The organism is Cellulomonas fimi (assembly GCF_012952065.1).
GTDB classification, from domain to species: Bacteria; Actinomycetota; Actinomycetes; order Actinomycetales; family Cellulomonadaceae; genus Pengzhenrongella; species Pengzhenrongella fimi_A.
On record NZ_JABCJJ010000025.1, the window covers coordinates 14,446 to 38,317 of the forward strand.

Consider the following 23,872-nt stretch of genomic DNA (forward strand, 5'->3'; position numbering starts at 1 on the left):
AACAGTGCTTTCACGAGCCGCTGCGTTCCGGTCGCGTCGCGAGCTGATGCATGGCGGCCATGTGCCCGGACCGGATCGGCGCGATGGGGTGCCGGTAGATCTCGGCGGTGACGTTGACCGAGCGGTGGCCCAGGGTGTCGGCGATGTCCTCGATCGGGACCCCGGCTGCCGAGAGCAGGCTGGCGGCAGCGTGCCGGAGCATGTGCGGGTGCAGGTGCTCAAGGCCGGCTGATCGGGCGAGCCGCATGTAGGTGCGGCGGACGTTGGAGGGGTCGAGCGGCGTGCCCAGCTCGGTGGTGAAGACCAGGTCGTAGGTGTTCTGCCAGGCGCGACCGGCGATCTCGCGTTCGGTTTTCTGCTGGCGGCGCTGGGCCTTGAGTGCGCTGACGACTGGGGGAGGGATCTCGAGCGTCCGTCGGCTGGTCGGCGTCTTCGGCGGAACGAGCACCAGGGCGCCCAGGGGAGTGCGCCGCAGGCTCGTCGCGACGGTGATCGAGGGCCGCTTTCCCTTGGTCTTGACGTGTTCCCAGGTCAGCCCCGCTGCTTCGCCCGGGCGCAGGCCGAGCAGGAGGGAGAGGGTCAGGAGGTTGCCGAGGCGGTCGCTGGCGGCGACCTCGAGCAGCCTCTTGGCTTGCTTGACGCTGAGCCCGTACCGCTCGGCCTTGGGGCCGCGAGGTGTCAGCACTGCATCCGCGACGTTGCGCATCGCGAGGTCCCGCCGGACGGCGAACTTCAGGACCCGTCGGGTGAGGTTCAGAGCGTGGCGCAGGCTGGAGGCGGACATTCCGCGCCCGGCCATGTCGTCAAGCATCTTCTCGACGTCACTCGCCTTGAGCTCGGACACTCGCACCTCACCGATGGCGGGTGCGACGTGACCGAGCAGGATCTTCTGGTAGTTGTAGATCGTGTTCTCGGTGACGTCGACCGGTGCGCCACGCTCGAACCACAGGTCGATGAGCTGCCCGACGGTGAGGGTCCGAGCGCCGATGTCGATGCCCGCCTCGCGTTGCACCCGGAGCGCGTCGAGCTTGTCGCGCACCTCGGCCCGCGTACGCCCGCGCACCTTCGTCCGGACGCGACGGCCTTCGTCCCTCGCGACGTCGAGCAGGCCGATCCAGCAGCCCGCGTGAGCGTCGTAGGAGATGGCGCCTTGACCGTTCTCGCGCCGTCGGGTTCGTTGGACTCGTTGCGCCACCGGGCACCTCACCTGGGCGCCGTGCGCGCCCGCTCTCGGCAGAGATTTCGGGAACCATCTCGGGAACCATCTCTGAGCGTATGAGGCCGCACGGGCACGGTCACCAGCGGCCACAAACCCGGTCTGACCTGCACGTCGACGGACACCGGCGGACGTCGGAAGTGGCCTGGTAGCCGCTGGGGGTCAAGGGGTCGCAGGTTCAAATCCTGTCAGCCCGACGGTGTGATGTCTCAGGACATCGGCGACACCCGGACCCACGGGAACGTGGGTTCGGGTGTTTGTCATGTCGGGGTGCGTGGCTGGCGCCTTCCGGCTCCTCGAACGCCTCTTCCCCCAGATCGAGCGGGTGCTGAAGATCAACGAACTGCAGACCATCACCAACGACGTCATCGAAGCCGCGCAGAGCACCACGGAGCCTGACCCGGTTTCCCGGACAGCTCCGGTTGGTTGGCTGTCCGAGCGCAGTACCGTCAGCCGGGCTCGGCTACGTGGGGGCTCTTGGTCGCGGCCAGCTCCGAGTCGGCTTCACGGTTCCGGTGCGGTTCCGGTGCGGTGCGGACGGCGCCGGTGTCGGGACGACGGCTCGTGCCTCCGGTGCAGGCGGCTGCGCTCGCGCGACGCCAGGTGCGCATGGAGGTCGAGTCCATCGACCAGCATCGTTTCCGAACGACGGGGGAGTATCTGCGGGGTGGTCGCGGCCTCGCTGGCGGTCGGTCTGCGCGCTGCCCAAGGCGCCACCTGCGCGCGTCATCGGCGACGAGCTGGATTAGAGTGGCCGCCCGCGGAACCACGGGCGGGCGGCGCGCGTTGTGGCGCCGTAGGCAAGTGATCAATCGGCCCAGGAGAGACATTGGACGGCGACAGTACGAGCCCCCCAGAACTGCGGATCGATGACGCGGCGACGGGGGGAACGCGCTGATGTGGGTGCTCTCGCTCCTTCTGGGGATCCTGGTCGTGCTGGCGATCACCGCGGTGACCGGGTACTTCGTGGCGCAGGAGTTCGCCTACATGGCGGTCGACCGGTCCCGGCTGAACGCGCGTGCGTCTGCCGGCGACGCGGGCGCGAGGCGGGCGCTGGCGGTGACGCGGCGGACGTCGTTCATGCTGTCCGGTGCCCAGCTCGGCATCACGGTGACCGGGCTGCTGGTGGGCTATGTCGCCGAGCCGCTGATCGGGCAGTCGCTGGGCGAGGCGCTCGGGGGGGTCGGGGTCCCGACAGGCGTGGGCATCGCGGTGGGCACGGTCCTGGCGCTGCTGTTCTCCACGTTCGTCCAGATGCTGTTCGGGGAGCTGTTCCCGAAGAACCTCGCGATCGCCCGACCCGAGCCGGTGGCGCTGAGACTCGCGACGTCGACCACGCTGTACCTGAAGGTCTTCGGCTGGTTGATCCGGGTCTTCGACCAGGCGTCCAACGTCCTGCTGCGGGCGCTGCGCATCGAGCCGGTGCACGACGTCGAGCACTCGGCCACCGTGCGGGACCTCGAGCACATCGTCGCCGACTCCCGGGAGAGCGGCGACCTGCCCGAGGACCTGTCTCTGTTGCTGGACCGGATCCTGGACTTTCCCGAACGCGACGTCGAGCACGCCATGATCCCGCGCGCCCGCGTCGACGTCGTCCGGATCGACGACAGCGTCGGGCAGGTGCGCACGTTCATGAGTGCCGGACACTCCCGCTACCCGGTGCTCGACGACGACGACCAGGTCACCGGCGTCGTGCATCTGCAGGACGTCCTCGTCGCGGAGCATCTGGACGCCGCGGCGCTGAACGACCTGATCCGGCCCGCGGTGATGGTGCCCACGTCGATGAGGCTGCCGGACGCGCTCCGTCTGCTCACCGAGAGCAAGAACCCGATGGCGTGCGTGGTGGACGAGTACGGCGGCTTCGCCGGTGTCGTGACGCTGGAGGACCTCGCGGAGGAGCTCGTCGGGGAGATCACGGACGAGCACGACGCGGCCCAGCCCGCCTACGTCCCGGTGGCCGATGACGGCACGTGGGTGATGCCCGGGGACGTGCACATCGATGAGGTGGAACGCGCCGTCGGGCACGACCTGCCGCGTGGGGACTACGAGACCATCGCCGGGCTGGTCATCGCCGAGCACGGGGCCCTGCCCGACGTCGGCATCAGCGTCATCCTCGAGCTGCCGCCGGACCCGGCGGACCTGGCCCGCGCGGACGAGCCGGAAGCCGTCTGGATGCGGGTCGACGTCCTCGCGATCGACCGCCACGTCCCGGCGACCGTCCGGGTGACCGTCCCCGCCGAGCACGCCGAGCACGCTGTGACGTCCGAGGACGAGGAGGACGACCGATGAGCAACCCCGTCGTCTTCACCGTCGTGACCGCCGCCCTGATCGCGCTGAGCGCGTTCTTCGTCGCGGTCGAGTTCGCCCTGCTCGCCGCCAAGCGGCACCGCCTGGAGGACGCCGCCGCCACCAGTCGCTCAGCCCGGGCGGCCCTGCGCAGCTCCACCGAGCTCACCGTGCTGCTGGCCGGGTCCCAGCTGGGGATCACCGCCTGCACCCTCGCCCTCGGCGCGCTGACCAAGCCGGCGGTCCAGCACTGGCTGACCCCGCTGTTCGAGACGTGGGGCGTCGCTGTGTGGCTCGCGGACGTGGCCGGGTTCGTCCTGGCGCTGATCCTGGTGACCTTCCTGCACCTGGTGGTGGGAGAGATGGCCCCCAAGTCGTGGGCGATCGCGCACCCTGAGACGTCCGCGACCGTGCTGGCGATCCCCATGCGCGGGTTCATGTTCCTCACCCGCCCGCTGCTGACCGCGCTGAACGAGATGGCCAACTGGTGCCTGCGCAAGGTCGGCGTCGAACCCACCAACGAGCTCGCCTCGGGCCAGAACCCCGACGACCTGCGCCACCTCGTCGAGCACTCGGCCAACGTGGGCGCCCTGGACGCCAGCTACTCCGCCCAGCTCGCCGGCGCACTGGAGCTGCAGACCCTGACCGTGCGCGACCTGGTGCCCGAGGGGGCGCGGCTCGCGGCGGTACCCGCCGGTGCCAGCGTCGAGGACGTCCGGGCCGCGACCCGGGCGACCGGACACCTGCGCATCCTGGTCGGCACCACCGGTTCCGTCGAGGGGGTCGTGCACGTGCGTGACACTCTCACCGAGCCCGAGGACCGCCCGGTCCTGGACCTGATGCGACCGGCCTTCACCATCGGCGCAGACACGCCCGTCTACAGCGCCCTGACCGCGATGCGCGAGTCCCGAAACCACCTCGCCGTCGTCAGCGACGCCGAGACCTTCGTCGGAGTCGTGACCCTCGCCGATGTCCTCAGCCGGCTGTTCCCTCGCACCACAGCACCCGCCCCCTGACCGAGCTCGGGGTGCTCGGCGACTCCTCGACCTCGCGGAGCAGCCGCGCGCCGCGAGGTCGTTCGCAGAGGCACCGAGAAGGATCGGGATCACGCAGACGTCGTCGCCCAGGATGGCCCGCCACGTCAGGATCGTCGTCTCCTTCGAGCACCCAGCCGGACTCGAGCGCCTCGGGGAGGAGCAGCAGGACCGCTCCGGCGAGCGGTCCTGCTCCTCGCCGCAGGTGCCGTCACGCATGTCCGCCCAGATGCCCGAGCCATCGCGCGAGGTACGCCCGCAGGGGAGCGAGATCGGTGTCGCCCCGCCAGGCGAGGTGTCCGTCGGGTCGCACCAGCAGGCTGGCCGCACCACGATCCGCGTCGAGCCGTCGGAGCGCGAGCCCGGTGCGGTCCCGCAGCGCGCCGGGCAGCTCGTCCCGGCTGAGCCGGTGCACGGTCAGCGCGCCGGGACAGGGGTTCTCCCACGACGACGGCGGCCACGCCTCGGCGGTCCCGCACAGCAGCAGGTGGAACCCGGGCGTGGCGAGCGCCGTGTGGAGCGTCCGCGGTTCGCCGTCGCACAGGACCGGCGCGTCGGGGACCCTGTCGCCGGGACGCAGCCGGCGCCGAGGCGTGGTGCGCGCGGAGAGCACGCTGTGGCGGTAGCCGATCGTCAGCTCGGCGACGGTCCGGAACGCGACGCCGCGCACGCCGGGGATGCGCAGGACGAACGGCAGGACGCGGGGGGCGAGTCGCGTGCGGGCGAACCGCAGGACCGGACGGGTCGAGGTGGCGGCGGTGAACGCCCGGTCGGTGAACCGCAGGACCCGGCGACCCACGGGGCCGCGCTCCGGCTCGTAGGTGTCGAGCAGCTGCCGAACTGCGCGACCGGAGCTGACGAGGGCGAGCTTCCAGGCCAGGTTGGCGGCGTCCTGGATGCCGGTGTTCATGCCCTGGGCGCCGGCGGGGCTGTGGATGTGGGCGGCGTCGCCGGCGAGGAAGACCCGGCCGTCGCGGTAGCGGACGGCCCCGCGGTTGTGCAGGCGGAAGTCCGTCATCCAGACCGGATCCCGCAGCCGCACCGTCGCGCCGGTGTAGCCGTCCACGAGCGCCTGGACCCGGGCGAGCGTGACCGGCACGCCCGGTGGGGTGGGGTCGTCGCGCGGTCGCATCGCGAGCACGCGCCAGCTCGCGGGGCTGCCCAGCGGGAAGAAGAACAGCGGCCCCGCGTCGGCGAGGAAGGCGTGGGCGACGCCGGTCGCCAGGCCGTCGGCCTCGACGTCGGCCAGCAGGAACGACTGCGGGTAGGCGGCGCCCTCGAAGGGGATGCCCGCCAGCCGGCGGACGGTCGAGCGGGCGCCGTCGCACCCGATGACGTAGCCCGCCCGGATCGTCTCGTCGCTGCCGGAGGGGTGCCGCACCGTGCAGGTGACCCCGTTCGCATCCTGCTGGAGCCCGACCAGCTCGACCGCGCGCTCGGGCGCCACCCCACGGCTGGTGAGGTGCGCACCGAGCACCGCCTCGGTCACCGCCTGGGAGACGAACAGCAGGTAGGGGTGGGCGGTGTCGCGCAGGCCGGCGTCGAACAGGGGGACGTCGACGACCCGTCCGGGCGCATGGAGGTGCAGGTGGACCGCCCGGTTGCCGCGTGAGACGAGGTCGCGCGTCACGTCGCCCAGCCCGGCGAGCACTTCCAGGGTGCGCGGCTGGACAGCCAGAGCCCGGGACTCCTGGACGCGGTCGGCGAGCCGGTCGATGAGACGGAAGGCGACCCCGTAGGACTGCAGCAGCGCGGCCGACGCCAGTCCGGTCGGGCCGGCGCCGACCACGAGGACGTCGATCTCCGAGGTGCCGCGCGCCAACGGGACCGTGCTCATGGGTCACGCTATGCCCTGGCCAGGGACGTTCCTGGGCCCCTGCTCCTGACGTCTCCTGACGTCTCCTGACGTCTCCTGACCCACGCTCCCATCTCCCGTCGTCCGCCCGCTGGAGGGCGACCGGTTCCTCGCCGCGGTCCCAGATCGGCGTGACGGAATGGGACGACGTCACTGGGTCAGGTCGCTGCGCGCGGCAGCGGTGACCGCGGCGGCGACGCGGTCCAGCGTGGGGGAGCGCAGCTTCCACTGCTGCCAGTACAGGCTGACGTCGATCGCCCCTGCGGGGTCGACGTCGACCAGGTCCCCGGCCGCCTCGTGCCGGCGGCTCTGCAGGTCCGGCAGCATCCCCCAGCCCATGCCGAGGCGGATCGCGGTGAGGAAGTCCGCCGACGAGGGCACGTAGTGGGTCGGCGGCCCGGCCGGGTCGACGCCGCGCTCTCGCAGGTAGCGGTGCTGCAGGTCGTCCTTGCGGTCGAAGACGACGACGGGGGCGTGCGCCAGGCCGGGGCCCGAGGGGCCGTCGGAGAACCAGCGCCGGGCGAAGGAGGTGGCCGCGAACGGCCGGTACCGCATCGCCCCCAGGCGGGTCACGGAGCAGCCGGCGACCGGTTCGGCGTCGGCGGTGATCGCCGCGACGACGGTGCCCGAGCGCAGCAGGGCGGCCGTGTGCTCCTCGTCGTCGCGGTGGATGTCGAACGACACCTCGCCGGCGAACGGGGCCAGCGCGGGCAGCACCCACGTGGTCAGGGAGTCGGCGTTGACGGCGAGCTGCACGGTCTGCACGCCGCGGCCCGGCGACCCGGTGCCGAGCTCTCCCAGGGCGTCGCTGGTCAGCAGGTCGATCTGCCGCGCCAGGCGCAGCAGGGCCCGACCCGACTCGGTGGCCCGCACGGGCTTGCTGCGTACCAGCAGCACCCGGCCGGTGCTGACCTCCAGGGCGCGGAGGCGCTGACTGATCGCCGAGGGCGTCACGTGCAAGGCACGCGCAGCCGCCTCGAACGTGCCCTCGGAGACCGCCGCGCTCAGCGCGCGCAGCTGCGCCAGGTCCAGCTCCATGAACAGCGATGCTAACTCCGCCGCAGAAACATGCGCTTCTCTCACGGGTTCGCCGACGCCTACGGTCGACGCGTGACCCCCGAGCTCCTCAGCACCGCGGCCGGCTTCGGGCTCGGCCTGTCCCTGATCGTCGCGATCGGCGCCCAGAACGCCTTCGTGCTGCGGCAGGGGTTGCGTCGCCATCGGGTCGGCGCCGTGGTGCTCGTGTGCGTGCTGTCCGACGCCGCACTCATCGCGGCCGGCGTCGCCGGCGCCGGTGCCGTGGTCCGGACCCGGCCGGAGGTCCTCGACGCGGTGCGGATCGCGGGTGCGGCGTTCCTGACCGTGTACGGGCTCATGGCGGCGCATCGCGCGGCGCGTCCCCAGGCGCTCGCACCCCAGCCCGGGACGACGCCCCCCTCCGTGATGGCCACCATCGCGACGGCGCTGGCGCTGACGTGGCTGAACCCGCACGTCTACCTCGACACCGTGGTCCTGCTCGGCTCGATCGCCCAGAGCCATCCGGGCCGTCAGTGGTGGTTCGCCGCCGGGGCGGTCGCCGGCAGCACCCTCTGGTTCACCGCGCTCGGCTACGGCGCCGCGCTGCTGCGCCCCCTGTTCTCCGCACCCCGGGCCTGGCGGGTGCTCGACGCCTCGATCGCCGTCGTCATGCTGTCCCTCGCCGCCTCCTTGGTGCTCGCCACGGTGTGAGAGGCGCTCGACCCGCTGAGCCCGGCCCGACGACGTCGCCACGTGACTTAGGGCCCTGGTCCCGGTGGGTGCGGCGGGTGAGTGTGGAGGGGCGGGCAACGCGGCCCGCCGCTCACACCGGAGGCATCATGAAGGCGCTCGTCTTCCACGGACCTGGCACCAAGAGCTGGGAAGAGGTCCCCGATCCGCAGCTGGTCGATGCGACCGACGCGGTCGTCCGGATCGACGCGACCACGATCTGCGGGACGGACCTGCACATCCTCAAGGGTGACGTGCCGGCCGTCACGGACGGCCGGATCCTCGGCCACGAGGGTGTGGGGACGGTCCTCGCGGTCGGCTCGGCGGTCCGGAACATCGCGGTCGGCGACCGGGTCATCATCGCGTGCATCAGCTCGTGCGGGGTGTGCACGTACTGCCGCAGCGGCAACCCGTCGCACTGCCTGGCGGACGAGGGCGCGCCGGGGATCGGCTGGATCCTGGGGCACCTCATCGACGGCACCCAGGCGGAGATGGTGCGGATCCCGTTCGCCGACAACTCGCTCTACAAGCTCCCCGCGGGAGTGCCCGACGACGCGGCCGTCCTTCTCTCCGACATCTTCCCTACCGGGTTCGAGATGGGCGTGCGCTACGGACGCGTGAAGCCGGGCGACACGGTCGCCGTCGTGGGCGCCGGTCCCGTCGGGCTCGCGGTGATGGCGACTGCCGGCCTCTACGGCGCGGCGCAGGTCATCGCGATCGACCTCGACCAGAACCGGCTCGAGCTGGCCCGGACCGTCGGGGCGACCCACAGCGTCGTGTCCGGCACGGACGCCTGGAAGCAGCAGGTCATGGACCTGACGGACGGGTTCGGCGTCGACGTGGCGGTCGAGGCGGTCGGCATCCCCGCCACCTTCCAGATGTGCGTCGACCTCGTGCGGCCGGGCGGCACGGTGGCGAACGTCGGGGTGCACGGCAAGCCGGTCCAGCTCGACCTGCAGGACCTCTGGATCAAGAACATCGCCATCACGATGGGCCTGGTCAACACGGACACGCTCGGGATGCTGCTCAAGCTCGTCGCGCAGCGCAAGCTGCCCGCCGAGGCCTTCGTCACCCACCGCTTCGCGCTGTCCGACGTCGAGTCGGCGTACGAGACGTTCGGTGACGCGGCGAGCACCAAGGCGATCAAGGTCCTCATGACCGGCTGAGGAGCCGCCGCGCGACGAGGTGCCGGCCGGGTGCCCCGGTTGCACTCACTTGCGGGAGTAGTCGACCTGCGGGTCGCCGATGTGCCCCGGCGCGTTCGCGGCGAGCACCCGCTGGACGAAGGCGGAGTACTCCTCCATGTAGTGCCGTAGGAAGCCCGCGGTGGTCTCGTCGGTCACCTCGCCGGCGTCGGTGAAGACACCGGGCTTGTACGTGATGTAGGCCTCGGGGGTGTTGAGCTGCGGCGCGTCGAGGAAGCTCAGCACGCTCCGCATGGAGGCCTGCATCACGGCCGTGCCGATACCGCCCGGAGAAGCGCCGATGATCCCCGTCGGCTTGCGCGCGAACGAGTTCTGGCCCCAGGGCCGCGACCCCCAGTCGATGGCGTTCTTGAGCGGTCCGGGGATCGAGCGGTTGTACTCGGGGGAGACGAACAGGATGCCGTCCGACGCCGAGATCGCGTCTTTCAGCGCACGCGCCTGCGCCGGGTAGTCGGCGTCGTGGTCGTAGTCGTAGAGCGGGAGGTCCCTGATCGGGATCTCCGTGAACGCGAGCTCCTCGGGAGCCAGCCGGACCAGGGCGCGGGAGAGCGTCCGGTTGATCGAGCCGGCGGAGAGGCTGCCCACGAAGTACCCGATCGTGTACTCGGCCATGGTGGTCCTCGATTCCAGGTGGTGCTACGGGAAGGCGCCCTCGAGGCGGTGCTCGGACGCCTCCATCGTCTCGCCGGACCCGCCCGGTGTCACTCCCACCCGAGCCGTGGCACGGTGGGACGTCGACGTGGTGCGGCGGTCGAGGACTGCGTTGGAGCGAGGACGTCAGGTACGGAGGAGCGCAGGATGACCGACGAGCCCGGGATCGACCTTTCCGGCGGGCGCGGGTGCGACGACGGGGAGCTCGACGACCTGCTGCTCGGTACCGCGACGGTCGAGGACTACCTCGCGGACTTCGCCGCCCGCGCAGCGGACCGGATCGTGCCCGGCACGGAGTGCAGCATCACGCTGCGCCTTCGTGCGGACGACCGACGGGCGGCGAGCAGCAGCGAGCGCTCGGCGCGCTGCGACCAGGCGGAGATCATCGCCGGGGCGGGTCCGTGCGTCACCGCCATCGACGAGATGCGGGTGCTGGCGGGCCGCGAGGTCTGGTCGGACCCGCGCTGGCCCGAGTGGAGTGCCACGACCACCGAGGTCGGCTTCCGTCCCGCTGCGGCAGTTCCGGCGAGCGCGGGTCCCGACGCGCGCATCGCGCTCAACCTCTACCACGACGAACCGGGGCTCTGGGACGACGACGGCCTCGCGAGAGCCGGGGACTTCGCCCACGAGATCGGCCGCGTCGTCGCGCTCTGCCTGCGTATCGCCGAGCAGATGGTGCTCAACGAGGACCTGAGCGCGGCCATGCTGTCGCGATCCGTGATCGACCAGGCGATCGGCATCGTCATGGCGCAGAACCGTTGCACCGCGGAGGAGGCGTTCCGTATCCTGCGCAGCGCCTCCAGCCATCGCAACGTCAAGCTCCGCGAGATCGCTGCGGCGATCGTGCACAGCGTGACCGGTGCGGAGCCCGCCGCGGGAGGCTTCCGCTCGCGCGCGTCGAGATGACTCCCGCTCATGCGCGTGGAACGACGGACGCCCTGCGCCCCAGGAGTGCGCAGAGCTGCCGGACGAGAGCCACCTGGGCGCGGCGACTGCAGGCCGCGTCCTGCCCCGGCGCTGGGAGCTCCAGCGGCTGCACGCCATCGCACGCGGACGCGACCCCGCCGAGCACCGCGGACCTCGACGCCGCGTTCGACGCGCTGCTCGCGGAGCTCCACGCCGTCGTGCCGACCCTCCTCGGGGTCAGCATCACGATGGTGGACAGCGAGATCGTCGGCTGCGCAGCGGCGTCGTCGGCGGACGCCGGCGTGCTCGAGGTCGGCGAGGCGGTCGTCGCGCTCGACGGACCGGAGGCTCCCCTCGTGCCGGAGGTCGACGCCTCGGCTCCCGTGGACCGGGCGATCGCGGAGCTCGCCGCCGAGGTCGACGTCGACGAGGCGAGCGCGCGTCGCCTCCTGCAGGATGCCGCGCGCCGCGCCTCGGTCGACGTGGTGGCCGTGGCGATGGCGTTCGTCGGGCTCGGGAGGTCGTCGGGCCAGGGTGAACGCCGACGCGGCGGCTCAGGGGACGCAGCGGCCTCAGGGGAAGTCGAACGTGGCCACGACGGGAGCGTGGTCGGACTCGGGGTACTTCCGGTCGACCGCAAAGGCTGCCGACTCGTCGTGCAGGATCTCGTTGTGGATCTCCGACCCGCGATAGTGGGCGAGCAGGTTCCTGGTCACCAGCATGTGGTCCAGCATCTGACCACGGCCCTGGTGGAACAACGTGTACCGGGCGGGCTCGGGGATCGTCTGCTCGATCGGCACGAGCACGCGGCCGACGAGGTCGGGGTTCCCCGTGTTCTCGACGTCCCCGCGGATCGCGAGGACGGTGATCTCGTCGGGCTCCGCGTTGTAGTCGCCCGCGACCACGATCCGGGCGTCACGACCGGCGTCGAGGATGCGGTCGACGAGACGCCGGACCTCGAGGGCCTGGGACATCCGCTTCATCGAGGACAGGTACGTCCCCTCCGCCCAGCCGTCGGCGGTGCGCCACGTGAAGCCGTCGACCTTCTGACCGGGGATCTCGGTCGGGAGCTTCGACTTCAGGTGCACGTTGACGACGTGCATCGTCCCGCCGTCGGGCAGGCCGAGCTCGACGAGCAGGACGGGACGTTCGATACCGATCACCACGGCGGTCTGGTCGGGCGGCACGGCCGTGAGGCGTCGGTAGGTCAGCGGTGCCACCAGCTGGTTGCGCAGCTGCTCGACGTGCAGCACAGGGAGGTGGCTGACCACCACGAGGTTGCGCTGGTCGTACACCGCGTCGCCCTGCGGGCGGGTGCTGGTCATGGCCGCGCCCTCGAGGTTCGTCCCGCGCAGGAGCTCGGCGAGCGCGTGCAGCGCTCTGGGCTGACCGGCGCGCTCCTGCCCGTGCACCTCCTGGAAGCAGACGACGTCGGCGCGCAGCCGATCGATCTGCGGGCGCATCACCGCGACGCGTTCGGCCAGGGACGGCCGCTCGGTCGGGCCGGTCCCGTCGAAGTTCTCGACGTTGAACGTGGCGACGCGCAGCTGGACCATGACCGTGCCACCCTTCCGTCACCAGTGCAGGTGCGCTCGTGCAGCGGAAAGATACGGAGCCGGAAGATGGGGTGTGGCGTCCCGGCGGGACGGAGGGACGCGTGGGGCTCCAGGAGATCGCGGCCGAGCTGTACGCGCTGACGCCGGCGGAGTTCACCGCGGCGCGGAACCGGAGCGCCAAGGACGCGCGTCAGGCGGGCGACAAGGAGCTCGCCGCGCGCGTCGCCGCGCTGCCGAAGCCGAGCACGGCCGCGTGGGCCGTGAACCAGCTGGTACGCGGACGGGGTGCCGCCGTCGCTCAGCTGCTCACCGTCGGTGGGGAGCTGCGCGAGGCCCAGCAGTCCATGTCGGGAGCGGACCTGCGCGAGCTCAACCGTCGGCAGCACCAGCTGCTCGTCGCCGTCCGTCGCGAGGCGGAGACGCTGGCCGCGGAGCAGGGCCGGCCGCTCACCGAGACCATCGCGCAACGGGTGCAGGCGACCCTGCACGCCGCCATGGCGGACCCCGACGCAGCCGACGCCGTGCGGACCGGTCTGCTCGTCGCGGACCTCGAGAGCACCGGGTTGGCACCGGTCGAGCTCGAGGGGGCCGTGGCCGTGCCGGATGCCGCCCCCGTCGTCGACCCGACCGCCCGTGCGCAGAGCGGGCGTTCACAGGCGGGGGGCGCGGAGGCGGGGCGAGCGGGGGCGGGCCCCGCCAAGGCGGGCCCCGCGACGACGGAGCGTCAGAAGGCGGCGGACGAGCGTGCCGAGCGCGAGCGTCGGGAGCAGGCCGAGCGCGAGCGTCGGGAGGCAGCCGCCGCGGCGGTGGAGAGCAAGGCCGCGGAGCTGGCGGCCGCCCGGGATGCCGCCGAGGGGGCGCTCACCGAGGTCACCGCCCGCCGGGATGCGATCGAGGCGGAGATCGCGGAGCTCGAGGCGCGTCTCGCGGAGCTGAAGGTCGAGGCTCGGCAGGCGGTCCGGCTCGAGACGAAGGCGCGGTCGACCCGGGACTCGACGACCCGCCGTGCCGCGTCCGCCGCGCAGGAGGCCGCGACGCTCCGCGCCCGCGTCCGGGTCTCCCCCGGGAGCGCCGCCCCCGGCGCGGGGGCGGCATCTCGTCGTCGGCGATGAGTTCGCCCGCCCGGCGCGGTCTGCACTGCCACCACCCGCACAGCCGACCGAGGGAGTGACCAGCGATGGGCATCGTCCACCCGCACCTGTGGTTCGCCGCCGACGCCGAGAAGGCGGCCGCCTTCTACGCGGAGGTGATCCCGAACTCGTCCGTCTCCCGTGTCATCACGTCCCCCGAGGGCGTCCCGGACGTCGAGCCGGGCGCCGCCTTCATCGTGGACCTCGTGCTCGACGGCATGCCGGTCACCGCGATCAACGCGGGGCCTGCGTTCAGGCTCGACGAGGCGTTCTCCTTCTACCTGACGTGCGAGACGCAGGACGAGGTCGACCACTACTGGGACGCGCTCGTCGCCGACGGCGGTGAGCACTCGCAGTGCGGTTGGCTCACGGACCGGTTCGGCGTGTCCTGGCAGGTCGTGCCGAAGCAGCTCGACGACATGATGGGCCGGCCGGACGCGGCCGGCGTCGCCCGCGCGACGGCCGCGATGCTCCGGATGAGCAAGCTCGACATCGCGGAGCTCGAGCGCGCGTACGCGGGCACCTGACCAGGAGCCCGCACGCCGTCACGTGCCCGCGGCGACCTCCCTCAGGCGTGGGACGTCGAGCACTGCCGTCCACCGGCGTCCCGAGTCGACGACGCCCTCCTTCCGCAAGGCGCTCATCACCCGCGAGACGGACTCCGGCGTGGATCCCGCCATCCCGGCGAGATCGGCGCGGGAGAGCGGGAGCTGCAGCAGCGTCCCGCCGGACGCGCGCTCCTGCCCGAGCTCGTCGACGAGGTCGAGCAGCACGGCGGCGACCCGTTGCGCCACGGTGTCCGTCGTCTGCCGGCCGACGCGCGAGCGCGCCCGCGCGAGTCGGCCCGCCACGTCGTCGAGCACGCGGAGCGTGACCTCGGGATGGCCCGCCAGCACGGCGCGGAACGACGGCTGGTCGATGCGCAGCGCACAGGTCGTCACGAGCGCCTGGGCGCTCTCGCCGTGGACGCTGTCGCCCAGGAGGCTCATCGCGCCGAACAGCCGGCCCGGCACGAGGACGTCGGTGACGACCGGCGTCCCGGCCACGGACGGCTGGCTCAGCTTGACCCGGCCCGACGCGAGCACGAAGAGGTGCTCCGCCGGCTCACCGGCGCGGTAGAGCGGGTCTCCCTGGGCCCACGAGAGCGCCGTGAGGTGCGAGTCGATCTCCGTGAGCTCGCGGTCCGAGAGCCCGGCGAAGTACGGGACGTGCCGCAGGACGTCCATGCGGACGGCCGGCGGGCAGTGGTGCGGCCGGGCGCACGTCGACCGCAGTGGGACCCGCCGCCGCGCCGTCGAGCTCTGCGTCACTACATCACCCTCTCCCGGCCGGCTCCCTGCGGTCGATCGCTCTGCGGCGCGCCCGGTCCCGTGGCGACCACGCTAGCCGCCCGGCCGGCAAAGGCGCAGCGCCCGTCGGCGACGACCGCCTCAGCGCACCTTCTGCGGCCGATCCACGCGCTCCCACCCGGGCCGGGCGGCCCGTGCGCCGTACCGGTCGCTCCGGCTCCGGTACACGACATACGGCCGCCACAGGTAGAAGACGGGGGCGCTGAAGACGTGCACGAGCCGCGTGAACGGCCACAGAGCGAACAGGAGCATCGCGGCCATGCCGTGCAGCTGGAACCCGAGCGGCGCCGCCGCCATGAGCTCGGGGTGTGGCTGGAAGAGGAAGATGCTCCGGAACCAGACCGACACGCCGTCGCGGTAGTCGTAGTAGCCGCCGAGGTTGAGCACCGACCCGGCGACCGTGTTCCAGAGCCCGAGGAAGATCACCACGGCGAGGACGAGGTACATGAGCTTGTCCATGCGGGTGGTCGCCCGGAACACCGGCCCCACCGTGCGCCGGCGGTAGATCAGCAGGACCATCCCGACGAGCGTGCACAACCCGGCGATCGCCCCGATGCCGACGGCCATGACGTGGTAGGCCTCCGCCGAGATCCCGACGGCCTCGGTCCAGCTCTTCGGCACGCCCAGACCCATCACGTGCCCGAGGAACACCGCGAGGATCCCGAAGTGGAACAGCGGGCTGGCCCAGCGCAGCAGCCGGCTCTCGTAGAGCTGCGACGAGCGCGTCGTCCACCCGAACTTGTCGTAGCGGTACCGCCAGACGTGCCCGAGCACGAACACGGCGAGGCAGACGTAGGGGATCACGACCCAGAGCAGGGTCTCGGTGGTGTTCATCGGCGGGCTCCCGTGGCAGGCAGGTACGACGGCGGCGCGAACGGCTCGAGGCCGACCTCCTCGCCCGGCGGCCCCTCGGCCGCGAGGCGGGCGACCGCGACGTGCTCGTCGCCCTCGAGCGGGGGCAGCGTCGCGCAGACCGCGACGACGGCCGCCGCGTAGGGCGAGCCGGTGTCCAGCAGGGCGAGGCGCAGCAGCTCGAGCCCGGCGCGGTGCTCGAGGAGCAGGCGGATCCCGGCCTCCTGCGCCGGGGTGCCGCCGGTCGCGGCGAACTCGAGGACGACCCCGAGGTGGTCGGGCAGCTCGTCCTCGGTCAGCTCGAAGCCCACGGCGCGGTAGGCCTGCTTGAACGTGACGAGCGCGAGCCCGCGCTTACGCGTGTCGCCGTAGGCGTAGTACGAGAGGTACAGGCTGCAGCGTCGCCTCAGGTCGAACGTCTCGACGTACCGGGCCTGGAGCGCCGTCAGGGGCTCGCTCGCCAGGTGGTCGACGAGCCCGGCGAGCGGCGCACCGAGCGTCGGCGGGAGCGACCCCACCGCCTCCCGCAGCCGGGGAAGCATCTCGACGAGCTCGGGCGTCGGGTACTCGAGCAGCAGCGCCGCCACCCGGTGCACGACGGCGTGGTCCCGGCTCGCGCCGGCCCGCGCGGCTCTGGCGCGGGCTGCTCGGTTCCTCACCGGCCGGCCCCGGCGTCGTCGTCCCGGGCCGGGCCCGTCGGTGGGGTGCCGGTGGGTGGGGTGCCGGTGGGTTCGGTGCCCGTCCCGGCCGGGCCCGGCACGCTGCCGCCCGCCGGGAGCGGCTGGGTCTCGCCGGACGGGCCCTCGGGGTCACGCAGGTGGGGACCGTCCGTCCCGGACCTGGGCGGGAAGAGCCCGGCGGGCGCCCCCTTGCCGTCCCAGCTGAGCAGGTTGACCCGAGCCTTGCGGGTGCTCGGGTCGGCCACGGTGTCCGTGGTCTGCCGCTGCCTGAGCATGTGGAAGTTCTCGACCGCGATCGGGTCGTTCACGCCGGACCCCTCGCCGAACGGGCCGGAGCCGCCCATCCCTGGCCCGCCGTCGTAGTCGAGGCTGCACTCCGTGGCCAGCTCCTCGAGCCCGTGCGCCTGCTCCGCGTGGGCGCTCGGGATCACGTACCGCTCGTCGTACTTCGCGAGCGCAAGCAGCCGGTACATCTCGTACATCGACGCCTCGTCCATCCCCACCGAGGCCGGGATGGACGCGTCGGCATCCCGCCCCATGTTCAGGTCCCGCATGTACGACCGCATCGCCGCGAGCCGCTTGAGCACCGCGGTGACGGGCACGGTGTCGCCCGCGGTGAACAGCTCGGCCAGGTACTCGACCGGGATCCGGAGGGTGTCGATCGCGGCGAAGAGGTTCCCGGGGTCCTCGGCGTCCTCGCCGGTCTCGGCCACGACGTCGACCACCGGCGAGAGCGGGGGGATGTACCAGACCATCGGCATGGTGCGGTACTCGGGGTGCAGGGGGAGCGCGACCTCGTACTTGTTGATGAGCGCCCAGATCGGCGAGCGCTGCGCGGCCTCGACCCAGTCGCGCGGGATCCCGGCGGCCTCCGCCTCGCGGACGACCGCCGGGTCGTTCGGGTCGAGGAACACGCTGCGCTGGGAGGCGAGCAGCTCGCGCTCGTCGGTGACGGAGGCGGCTTCGAGCACCCGGTCGGCGTCGTACAGCACGAGGCCGATGTACCGCAGGCGCCCGACGCACGTCTCGGAGCACACCGTCGGCAGCCCGACCTCGATCCGCGGGAAGCAGAAGGTGCACTTCTCGGCCTTGCCGGTGCGGTGGTTGAAGTAGACCTTCTTGTACGGGCACCCGGTGACGCACTTGCGCCAGCCCCGGCACGCGTCCTGGTCCACGAGGACGATGCCGTCCTCGGACCGCTTGTAGATCGCCCCGGACGGGCAGGACGCCGCGCACGACGGGTTGAGGCAGTGCTCGCAGATGCGCGGCAGGTAGAACATGAAGGTCTGCTCGAACTCCAGCTTGACCTTGTCGGAGATCTTGGCGAGCACCGGGTCGGCCGCGGCAAGGGCCGGCGACCCGCCCAGGTCGTCGTCCCAGTTGGCGCTCCAGGTGACGTTCATGTCCTGACCGCTCAGGAGCGACTTCGGCCGGGCGACCGGCGTGTGCTCCTGGAGCGGCGCGTTCGTGAGGTTCTCGTAGTCGTAGGTCCACGGCTCGTAGTACTCGTCGATCGACGGCTGCTTGGGGCTCGCGAAGATCGTCATGAGGTTCTTCAGGCGCCCGCCCGCCTTGAGCCGCAGCCGGCCGTTCTTCGTGAGGGTCCAGCCGCCCTCCCACTTCTCCTGGTCCTCGTAGGTGCGGGGGTACCCCTGGCCCGGCCGCGTCTCGACGTTGTTGAACCACACGTACTCGGTACCGGTCCGGTTGGTCCACGCCTGCTTGCACGTGACCGAGCACGTGTGGCACCCGATGCACTTGTCGAGGTTCATCACCATCGACATCTGCGCCATGACCCTCATGCGGCACTCCCTGCTTCGCTCGTCGCGCCCATCAGTACCGGACCTCCTGCTCACGGCGGCGGATGACGGTGACCTCGTCGCGCTGGTTTCCCGTCGGACCGAGGTAGTTGAACGCGTACGACAGCTGCGCGTACCCGCCGATCAGGTGGCTCGGCTTGATGAGGAGGCGGGTCAGGGAGTTGTGGATGCCGCCGCGTCGCCCGGTGGTCTCCGTGAGCGGGACGTCGATCAGCCGGTCCTGGGCGTGGTACATGTACACCGTCCCCTCCGGCATCCGGTGCGACACGATCGCCCGCGCGGCCACGACGCCGTTGCGGTTGACAGCCTCGATCCAGTCGTTGTCCGCGATCCCGACCTTGGCGGCGTCCTTGTCGCTCATCCAGACCGTCGGGCCGCCGCGCGACAGCGACAGCATGAACAGGTTGTCCTGGTACTCGGAGTGGATGGACCACTTGTTGTGCGGCGTCAGGTACCGCACCGTGACCCCGAGCGCCCCCGTCTCGCCGATCTGCGGCTCGCCGAACAGCGCCGACATGTTGAGCGGCGGCCGGAAGACGGGCAGCCCCTCCCCGAGCTCGGTCATCCAGTCGTGGTCGAGGTAGAAGTGCTGCCGGCCCGTGAGCGTGTGCCACGGCTTGAGCCGTTCGACGTTGATCGTGAACGGCGAGTACCGACGCCCGCCGTGCTCCGTCCCGGACCACTCGGGCGACGTGATGACGGTGGTCGGGGCCGCCTGGGTGTCGGCGAACGTGACCTGCTTGCCCTCGTGCTCGGCCGCGAGGTCGGCCATCCCGGTGCCCGTGCGCTTCTCGAGCGTGTGGAAGCCCTGCGTCGCCAGGCGGCCGTTGGTCGTCCCGGAGAGCGCGAGGATCGCCTCGCACACGTGCACGTCGCGGTTGAGCAGCGGCCGGCCGTCCGCGGGGCTCCCGGGCGCGCGCGCGATGCCGTTCTTGCGCGCCAGGTACTCGACCTCCTTGTCGACCGTGAAGGTCACGCCCTTGGTCGTGGCGCCCAGGGTGTCGAGGAGCGGGCCGAGGGTCGCCATCTTCGCCGCGACCGCCCCGTAGTCGCGCTCGACGACGACGAGCTTCGGCATGGTCCTCCCCGGCACCGGCTCGCACTCGCCGGCCTTCCAGTCGAGCACCCGGCCGTGCGGGTTCGCCATCTCGTCGGGGGTGTCGTGCGTGAGCGGGACCGCGACGACGTCCTTGCGGACGCCGAGGTGCCGCTGGGCGAGCTCGCTGAACCGGCGGGCGATCGCGTGGAACGCGTCGAAGTCCGTCCGGGACTGCCACGGCGGTGCGATCGCGGGGCTGAACGAGTTGACGAACGGGTGCATGTCGGTGGTGTTGAGGTCGTACTTCTCGTACCAGGTGGCCGCAGGGAGCACGACGTCCGAGTACACGGTCGTGCTCGTCATCCGGAAGTCCAGCGACAGCAGCAGGTCGAGCTTCCCGGTCGGCGCCTCCTCGTGCCAGACGACGTCGCGTGGCCGGCTGCCGGTCGGCGCCTCGGTGGCCTGGAGGTTGGAGTCGGTGCCGAGCAGGTGCTTGAGGAAGTACTCGTTGCCCTTGCCCGACGACCCGAGCAGGTTCGCGCGCCACACGGTGAGGACCCGCGGGAAGTTCGCGGGGGAGTCCGGGTCCTCGGCCGCGAACCGCAGCCGCCCCTCGGTGAGCGCGCGGGGGACGTACTCACCGACCGGTTGGCCCGCCGCCTCGGCGTCGTCCGCGAGGTCGAGAGGGTTCCGGTCGAACGTCGGGTAGGACGGCATCCACCCCATCCGTGCCGACTGCGCGATCACGTCCGCGGTCGACTTGCCGGCGAGCTGCCCACCCGCGGTCGCGGCCGAGAGGGTGTCGGCGCTGAACGGGTCGTAACGGAACTGGTTGGTGTGCAGGTACCAGTACGCCGTCTGGATCATCGTGCGCGGCGGCCGCGACCAGTCGAGCGCGTTCGCGTAGTGCGAGTGGCCGGTGACGGGCCGCACCTTCTCCTGGCCGACGTAGTGCGCCCAGCCGCCGCCGTTGACGCCCTGGCACCCGGTGAGCGTGGTCAGCGTGAGGAACGCGCGGTAGATGGTGTCGGAGTGGAACCAGTGGTTGGTTCCCGCACCCATGATGATCATCGAGCGGCCGCGGGACTCCTCGGCGTTCGCCGCGAACTCCCGCCCGATCCGCTCGGCCTTGTGCGCGGGCACGCCGGTGAACTGCTCCTGCCAGGCGGGCGTGCACGGCTGCGAGGCGTCGTCGTACCCGGTGGGCCAGGTGCCCGGGAGCCCGGGACGCCCGACGCCGTACTGGGCGAGGAGGAGGTCGAGGACCGTGGTGACGAGGTGGCCGCCGACACGGCGGACGGGCACGCCGCGCCGGATCGTGCCCGGCGCGCCGTCCAGGGAGTCGAACCGCGGCAGGTCGACCTCGACCGCCTCGAGCGGTGTCCCGGCCGTGGGGTCGTGCGCGCTGAGCAGCGGGTCGACGTCGCCCAGCTCGAGGTTCCAGCGGCCGGCGCCCTGCTCGCCGTAGTGGAACCCGAGCGAGCCGCCGGGGACGACCGGCTTGCCGGTCCGCGCGTCGATCAGCACCGTCTTGAACTGGGCGTTCTCGCTCGTCGCCTCGGCGCCCGGGAGGTCCGCCGCGGTGAGGAACTTGCCCGGGACGTGCGCGCCGTCGTGCTCGTCGAGCCGAATCAGGAACGGCAGGTCCGTGTACCGCTGCACGTAGTCGGTGAAGTACGGCACCTGCCGGTCGACGAAGAACTCGCGGAGGATCACGTGGCCCATCGCCATGGCGAGGGCTCCGTCGGTGCCGGGCTGGGCGGCGAGCCACTCGTCGGCGAACTTCACGTTGTCCGCGTAGTCGGGCGAGACCGCCACGACCTTCTGGCCGCGGTAGCGCGCCTCGGTCATCCAGTGCGCGTCCGGGGTGCGCGTCACGGGCAGGTTCGAGCCCCACATGATGAGGTACCCCGCGTCCCACCAGTCGCCGGACTCCGGGACGTCGGTCTGGTCACCGAACACCTGCGGTGACGCGACCGGCAGGTCGGCGTACCAGTCGTAGAACGAGAGCATCGGGGCGCCGATCAGCGAGTGGAACCGCGCGCCCGCCCCGTGCGACACCATCGACATGGCCGGGATGGGGGAGAAGCCCGCGATCCGGTCCGGGCCGTACGCCCGGATGGTGTGCACCTGGGCCGCGGCGACCATCTCGACGGCCTCGTCCCACGTGGCCCGCACGAGGCCGCCCTTGCCGCGTGCGGACTTGTACCGGCGCGAGGCCTCGGGGTCGTCGACGATGCTCGCCCACGCCGTGACCGGATCCCCCGTGCGGGCCTTCGCCTCGCGGTACATGTCGAGGAGCAGCCCCCGCACGTACGGGTACCGGATCCGCGTCGGGGAGTAGGTGTACCAGCTGAAGGCGGCGCCACGGGGGCAGCCGCGGGGCTCGTACTCGGGGCTGTCCGGGCCGACCGAGGGGTAGTCGGTCTGCTGCGACTCCCACGTGATGATGCCGTCCTTGACGTAGACCTTCCACGAGCACGACCCGGTGCAGTTGACGCCGTGCGTCGAGCGCACCACCTTGTCGTGGCTCCACCGGTCCCGGTAGAAGCCGTCGGCGTCGCGGCCGCCGATCTGGTGCAGGGTCCGCAGGTCGGCCGAGATCTCGCTCTTCTGGAAGAACCGGCGCGTCCTCAGCAGCGCCTCGGTCACACCTCCGTCCAGGCCCGGTGCGGTCGTGGGGTGGTCGTCCTGGAGTGTCACGGGGTGCAGTCCTCTCGGGTGGCGCAGCGTTGACGGCCGGAGGTCGTGGAGGTCGCGGGATCGGCCCCGGGGTCAGTCCGGCCCGGCAGGCCGTGCCGAGCGGCGGACCGGCCCGCGCGTGAACACCGCGGTCCCGAGGCAGGCGAGGGCCAGGAGCGCCAGGCCCAGGCTGTAGTCGCCCACGACGTCGAACACGGCACCCATCACGAGCGGCGGCACGAAGCCGCCGAGCCCTCCGGCGGCACCGACCAGCCCGGTCACCGCACCAACCTTCTCCGGCGGCGCCATCCGGGCCACGAGGGCGAACGTCGCGCCCGACGCGCCCCCGAGACACGCCGCCAGCCCGAGGAACGCGACCGTCCCGATCGGGATCAGGGGAAGCTCGAGTGCCGCGACCGCGGCGAGCACCGCCGCCCCGACGAAGAAGACGGTCAGGACGCCGACGGCGTCGTACCGGTCGCAGAGCGCGCCGCCCACCGGTCGCATGGCGACCGCGAGCACCACGAACCCCGCGGTGCGCATGGCGGCGTCGTTCGGGTCGAGCCCGAACGCGTTGATGAGGTAGGTCGGCAGGTAGACGCTGAACGCGACGAAGCCGCCGAACCCGATCGCGTAGAGCAACGAGAGCTGGCCGGTCGCGGGGAGCTTCGCCGTGGTCCACGTGCGTGCCAGGAACGAGCCCCGGCGGACCGACCTGCCGGGGGCGTCACGCAGGAGCGCCGCCCCGACGAGCGCGTACACGAACAGGAGTGCGGCGACCAGCAGGAACGGGGCCTCGGGCCCGACCGACTCGGTGATGCGCACGGTGGTGAAGGCGGAGATCGCCGTGCCGCCCATGCCGATGCCGAAGATCCCCAGAGCCGTTCCGCGGCGTTCCGGCGGGTACCACGCGTTCACGAGCGGCACGCCGACCGCGAACGCCGTCCCGCCCAGGCCGAGGAAGAACCCGCCGATCAGCATCGCGACGTAGCTCTCGGCGACGAGACCGACGAAGAGCACGGGGAGCACCGTGATGAGGCTGACCGCGGGGAACATGACACGGGCGCCGACGCGATCGGTCAGCGCGCCGATCGGGATGCGGCCGACCGAGCCCACGATGACCGGGACCGCGACGAGTGCCGATTGCTGGAAGCCAGTGAGCTCGAGCTGGCGGCCGTACGCGGCGCCGAGCGGGCTGATGAGCGCCCAGGCCCAGAAGTTGACCATGAAGCCGACGGTCGCGAGAAGGAGGATCCGACTCGGGCTCGCACCGGTGGCCGTGTCGCGAGGGCTCGCCGGGCTCGTCGCGGCGCCCGTCGCCGGGTCTGATCGTCGTCGATCCGTGGCCACCGTCGGCCCCCCTGTCAGTGGTTCCAGCCTCGCGGTGAAATCAGTGAGCTGCCGAGAACGTAGCATCGACGAGGTCCCGCAGGGGGCCGGAAGTCCCAGGTGGGTCGCCGGGTGCGCGGGTGGTGCCCGTCGGCGGTGCTACGCCGAGACGGCGAGCTCGTGCTGCAGCGTGCCGGCGACGGCTGCGTCGTCGGAGCACTCGTCGAGCAGCACGAGCGCTCCGTCGCCGCCGTCCTCGTCCGGGAGGTACACGGCCCGCTGCCCGCACGAGCACACCAGCTCGAGCCAGCCGTCGTCGTCGAAGTAGACACATGCGTGAGGTCGGTTCACAGCCATGTCGCGACGGTAGCCCGGGCCACCGACACTCCCCGCGGCGACATGCCGGTCCCGGCTGAGCATTTGAGCGCCCTGCGGGCGCATCGTGGGTGGGGAAGATGGCGCTGGGATGTGGCGGTTGCCTCGGGCTCGCCGGTGGGTTCATCGTGGTCGGGTCGGTCCCGGTCAACGCCGGAACG

General features: G+C 72.0%; 19 protein-coding genes and 1 pseudogene. 8 read left to right on the top strand and 12 right to left on the bottom strand.

The features are described 5' to 3' along the window. Window positions 1–10: 10 nt before the first annotated feature. Window positions 11–1,195 (bottom strand): site-specific integrase, encoded by a 1,185-nt coding sequence (locus HIR71_RS13170; RefSeq protein WP_169325527.1) that lies wholly within the window; start codon window positions 1,193–1,195, stop codon window positions 11–13. Between the two features lie 301 nt (window positions 1,196–1,496). Here HIR71_RS13170 and HIR71_RS16970 point away from each other — a divergent pair. From HIR71_RS16970 to HIR71_RS13185, 3 genes and pseudogenes are all read left to right on the top strand, one after another. Further along, window positions 1,497–1,604, top strand: a pseudogene (locus HIR71_RS16970) (AAA family ATPase); the annotation flags it as partial. A gap of 509 nt (window positions 1,605–2,113) precedes the next feature. After that, window positions 2,114–3,505 (top strand): hemolysin family protein, encoded by a 1,392-nt coding sequence (locus HIR71_RS13180; RefSeq protein WP_211374180.1) that lies wholly within the window; start codon window positions 2,114–2,116, stop codon window positions 3,503–3,505. Continuing rightward, window positions 3,502–4,518, top strand: a complete 1,017-nt coding sequence (locus HIR71_RS13185; protein WP_169325528.1) for a hemolysin family protein — start codon at window positions 3,502–3,504, stop codon at window positions 4,516–4,518. Before HIR71_RS13180 ends, HIR71_RS13185 begins: the two co-directional genes overlap by 4 nt. A 229-nt stretch (window positions 4,519–4,747) precedes the next feature. Here HIR71_RS13185 and HIR71_RS13190 read toward each other — a convergent pair whose 3' ends face one another. Both HIR71_RS13190 and HIR71_RS13195 read right to left on the bottom strand, forming a co-directional pair. Further along, entirely contained in the window at window positions 4,748–6,373 is a 1,626-nt protein-coding gene (locus HIR71_RS13190) for an FAD-dependent monooxygenase (RefSeq protein WP_169325529.1), read from the bottom strand. 168 nt (window positions 6,374–6,541) lie between these two features. Next, the gene (locus HIR71_RS13195; RefSeq protein WP_169325530.1) at window positions 6,542–7,429 is read right to left on the bottom strand and encodes a LysR family transcriptional regulator ArgP; all 888 of its coding nucleotides are present in this window, start codon (window positions 7,427–7,429) and stop codon (window positions 6,542–6,544) included. 30 nt (window positions 7,430–7,459) lie between these two features. On the opposite strand from HIR71_RS13195, the gene HIR71_RS13200 reads away from it, so the two are divergent. Then, on the top strand, window positions 7,460–8,119 hold the full coding sequence (locus HIR71_RS13200) for a LysE/ArgO family amino acid transporter (RefSeq protein ID WP_169325531.1): 660 nt from the start codon (window positions 7,460–7,462) through the stop codon (window positions 8,117–8,119). Window positions 8,120–8,247: 128 nt separating this feature from the next. Next, the gene (locus tag HIR71_RS13205; protein ID WP_169325532.1) at window positions 8,248–9,303 is read left to right on the top strand and encodes a zinc-dependent alcohol dehydrogenase family protein; all 1,056 of its coding nucleotides are present in this window, start codon (window positions 8,248–8,250) and stop codon (window positions 9,301–9,303) included. 45 nt (window positions 9,304–9,348) lie between these two features. Here the strand turns inward: HIR71_RS13205 and HIR71_RS13210 are convergent, their stop codons facing one another. Beyond that, window positions 9,349–9,954: an NADPH-dependent FMN reductase gene (locus HIR71_RS13210; protein WP_169325533.1), complete on the bottom strand. Its 606-nt coding sequence runs from the start codon at window positions 9,952–9,954 to the stop codon at window positions 9,349–9,351. A gap of 186 nt (window positions 9,955–10,140) precedes the next feature. Between HIR71_RS13210 and HIR71_RS16490 the strand changes: the two genes are divergently transcribed. Beyond that, window positions 10,141–10,899, top strand: coding sequence for an ANTAR domain-containing protein (locus tag HIR71_RS16490; protein WP_211374181.1), 759 nt, complete (start codon window positions 10,141–10,143; stop codon window positions 10,897–10,899). Between the two features lie 572 nt (window positions 10,900–11,471). Here HIR71_RS16490 and HIR71_RS13220 read toward each other — a convergent pair. Beyond that, entirely contained in the window at window positions 11,472–12,455 is a 984-nt protein-coding gene (locus HIR71_RS13220) for an endonuclease/exonuclease/phosphatase family protein (protein WP_169325534.1), read from the bottom strand. 101 nt (window positions 12,456–12,556) lie between these two features. Here HIR71_RS13220 and HIR71_RS13225 point away from each other — a divergent pair, with 101 nt between their 5' ends. Further along, window positions 12,557–13,567 carry a hypothetical protein gene (locus HIR71_RS13225; RefSeq protein ID WP_169325535.1) on the top strand — a complete coding sequence of 337 codons (1,011 nt, stop codon included), beginning with the start codon at window positions 12,557–12,559 and terminating at the stop codon, window positions 13,565–13,567. Window positions 13,568–13,632: 65 nt separating this feature from the next. Beyond that, window positions 13,633–14,112, top strand: a complete 480-nt coding sequence (locus HIR71_RS13230) for a VOC family protein (protein ID WP_169325536.1) — start codon at window positions 13,633–13,635, stop codon at window positions 14,110–14,112. Window positions 14,113–14,130: 18 nt separating this feature from the next. On the opposite strand, the gene HIR71_RS13235 is transcribed toward HIR71_RS13230, so the two are convergent. From HIR71_RS13235 to HIR71_RS13265, 7 genes are all read right to left on the bottom strand, one after another. Then, window positions 14,131–14,895 (bottom strand): Crp/Fnr family transcriptional regulator, encoded by a 765-nt coding sequence (locus HIR71_RS13235; protein ID WP_311836275.1) that lies wholly within the window; start codon window positions 14,893–14,895, stop codon window positions 14,131–14,133. Between the two features lie 120 nt (window positions 14,896–15,015). Beyond that, on the bottom strand, window positions 15,016–15,768 hold the full coding sequence (gene narI / locus HIR71_RS13240; protein WP_169325537.1) for a respiratory nitrate reductase subunit gamma: 753 nt from the start codon (window positions 15,766–15,768) through the stop codon (window positions 15,016–15,018). Then, the gene (gene narJ, locus HIR71_RS13245) at window positions 15,765–16,445 is read right to left on the bottom strand and encodes a nitrate reductase molybdenum cofactor assembly chaperone (RefSeq protein ID WP_169325538.1); all 681 of its coding nucleotides are present in this window, start codon (window positions 16,443–16,445) and stop codon (window positions 15,765–15,767) included. The genes narI and narJ overlap by 4 nt, the downstream gene beginning before the upstream one ends. Continuing rightward, entirely contained in the window at window positions 16,442–18,268 is a 1,827-nt protein-coding gene (narH, locus tag HIR71_RS13250) for a nitrate reductase subunit beta (RefSeq protein ID WP_169325539.1), read from the bottom strand. The genes narJ and narH overlap by 4 nt, the downstream gene beginning before the upstream one ends. Before the next feature lie 31 nt (window positions 18,269–18,299). Further along, on the bottom strand, window positions 18,300–22,028 hold the full coding sequence (locus HIR71_RS13255; protein WP_169325540.1) for a nitrate reductase subunit alpha: 3,729 nt from the start codon (window positions 22,026–22,028) through the stop codon (window positions 18,300–18,302). 72 nt (window positions 22,029–22,100) lie between these two features. Further along, a complete protein-coding gene (locus tag HIR71_RS13260; protein ID WP_211374182.1) occupies window positions 22,101–23,234 on the bottom strand; it encodes an MFS transporter in 1,134 nt (377 codons plus the stop codon). A gap of 261 nt (window positions 23,235–23,495) precedes the next feature. After that, window positions 23,496–23,693 carry a hypothetical protein gene (locus HIR71_RS13265; RefSeq protein ID WP_169325542.1) on the bottom strand — a complete coding sequence of 66 codons (198 nt, stop codon included), beginning with the start codon at window positions 23,691–23,693 and terminating at the stop codon, window positions 23,496–23,498. Between the last annotated feature and the right edge of the window lie 179 nt (window positions 23,694–23,872).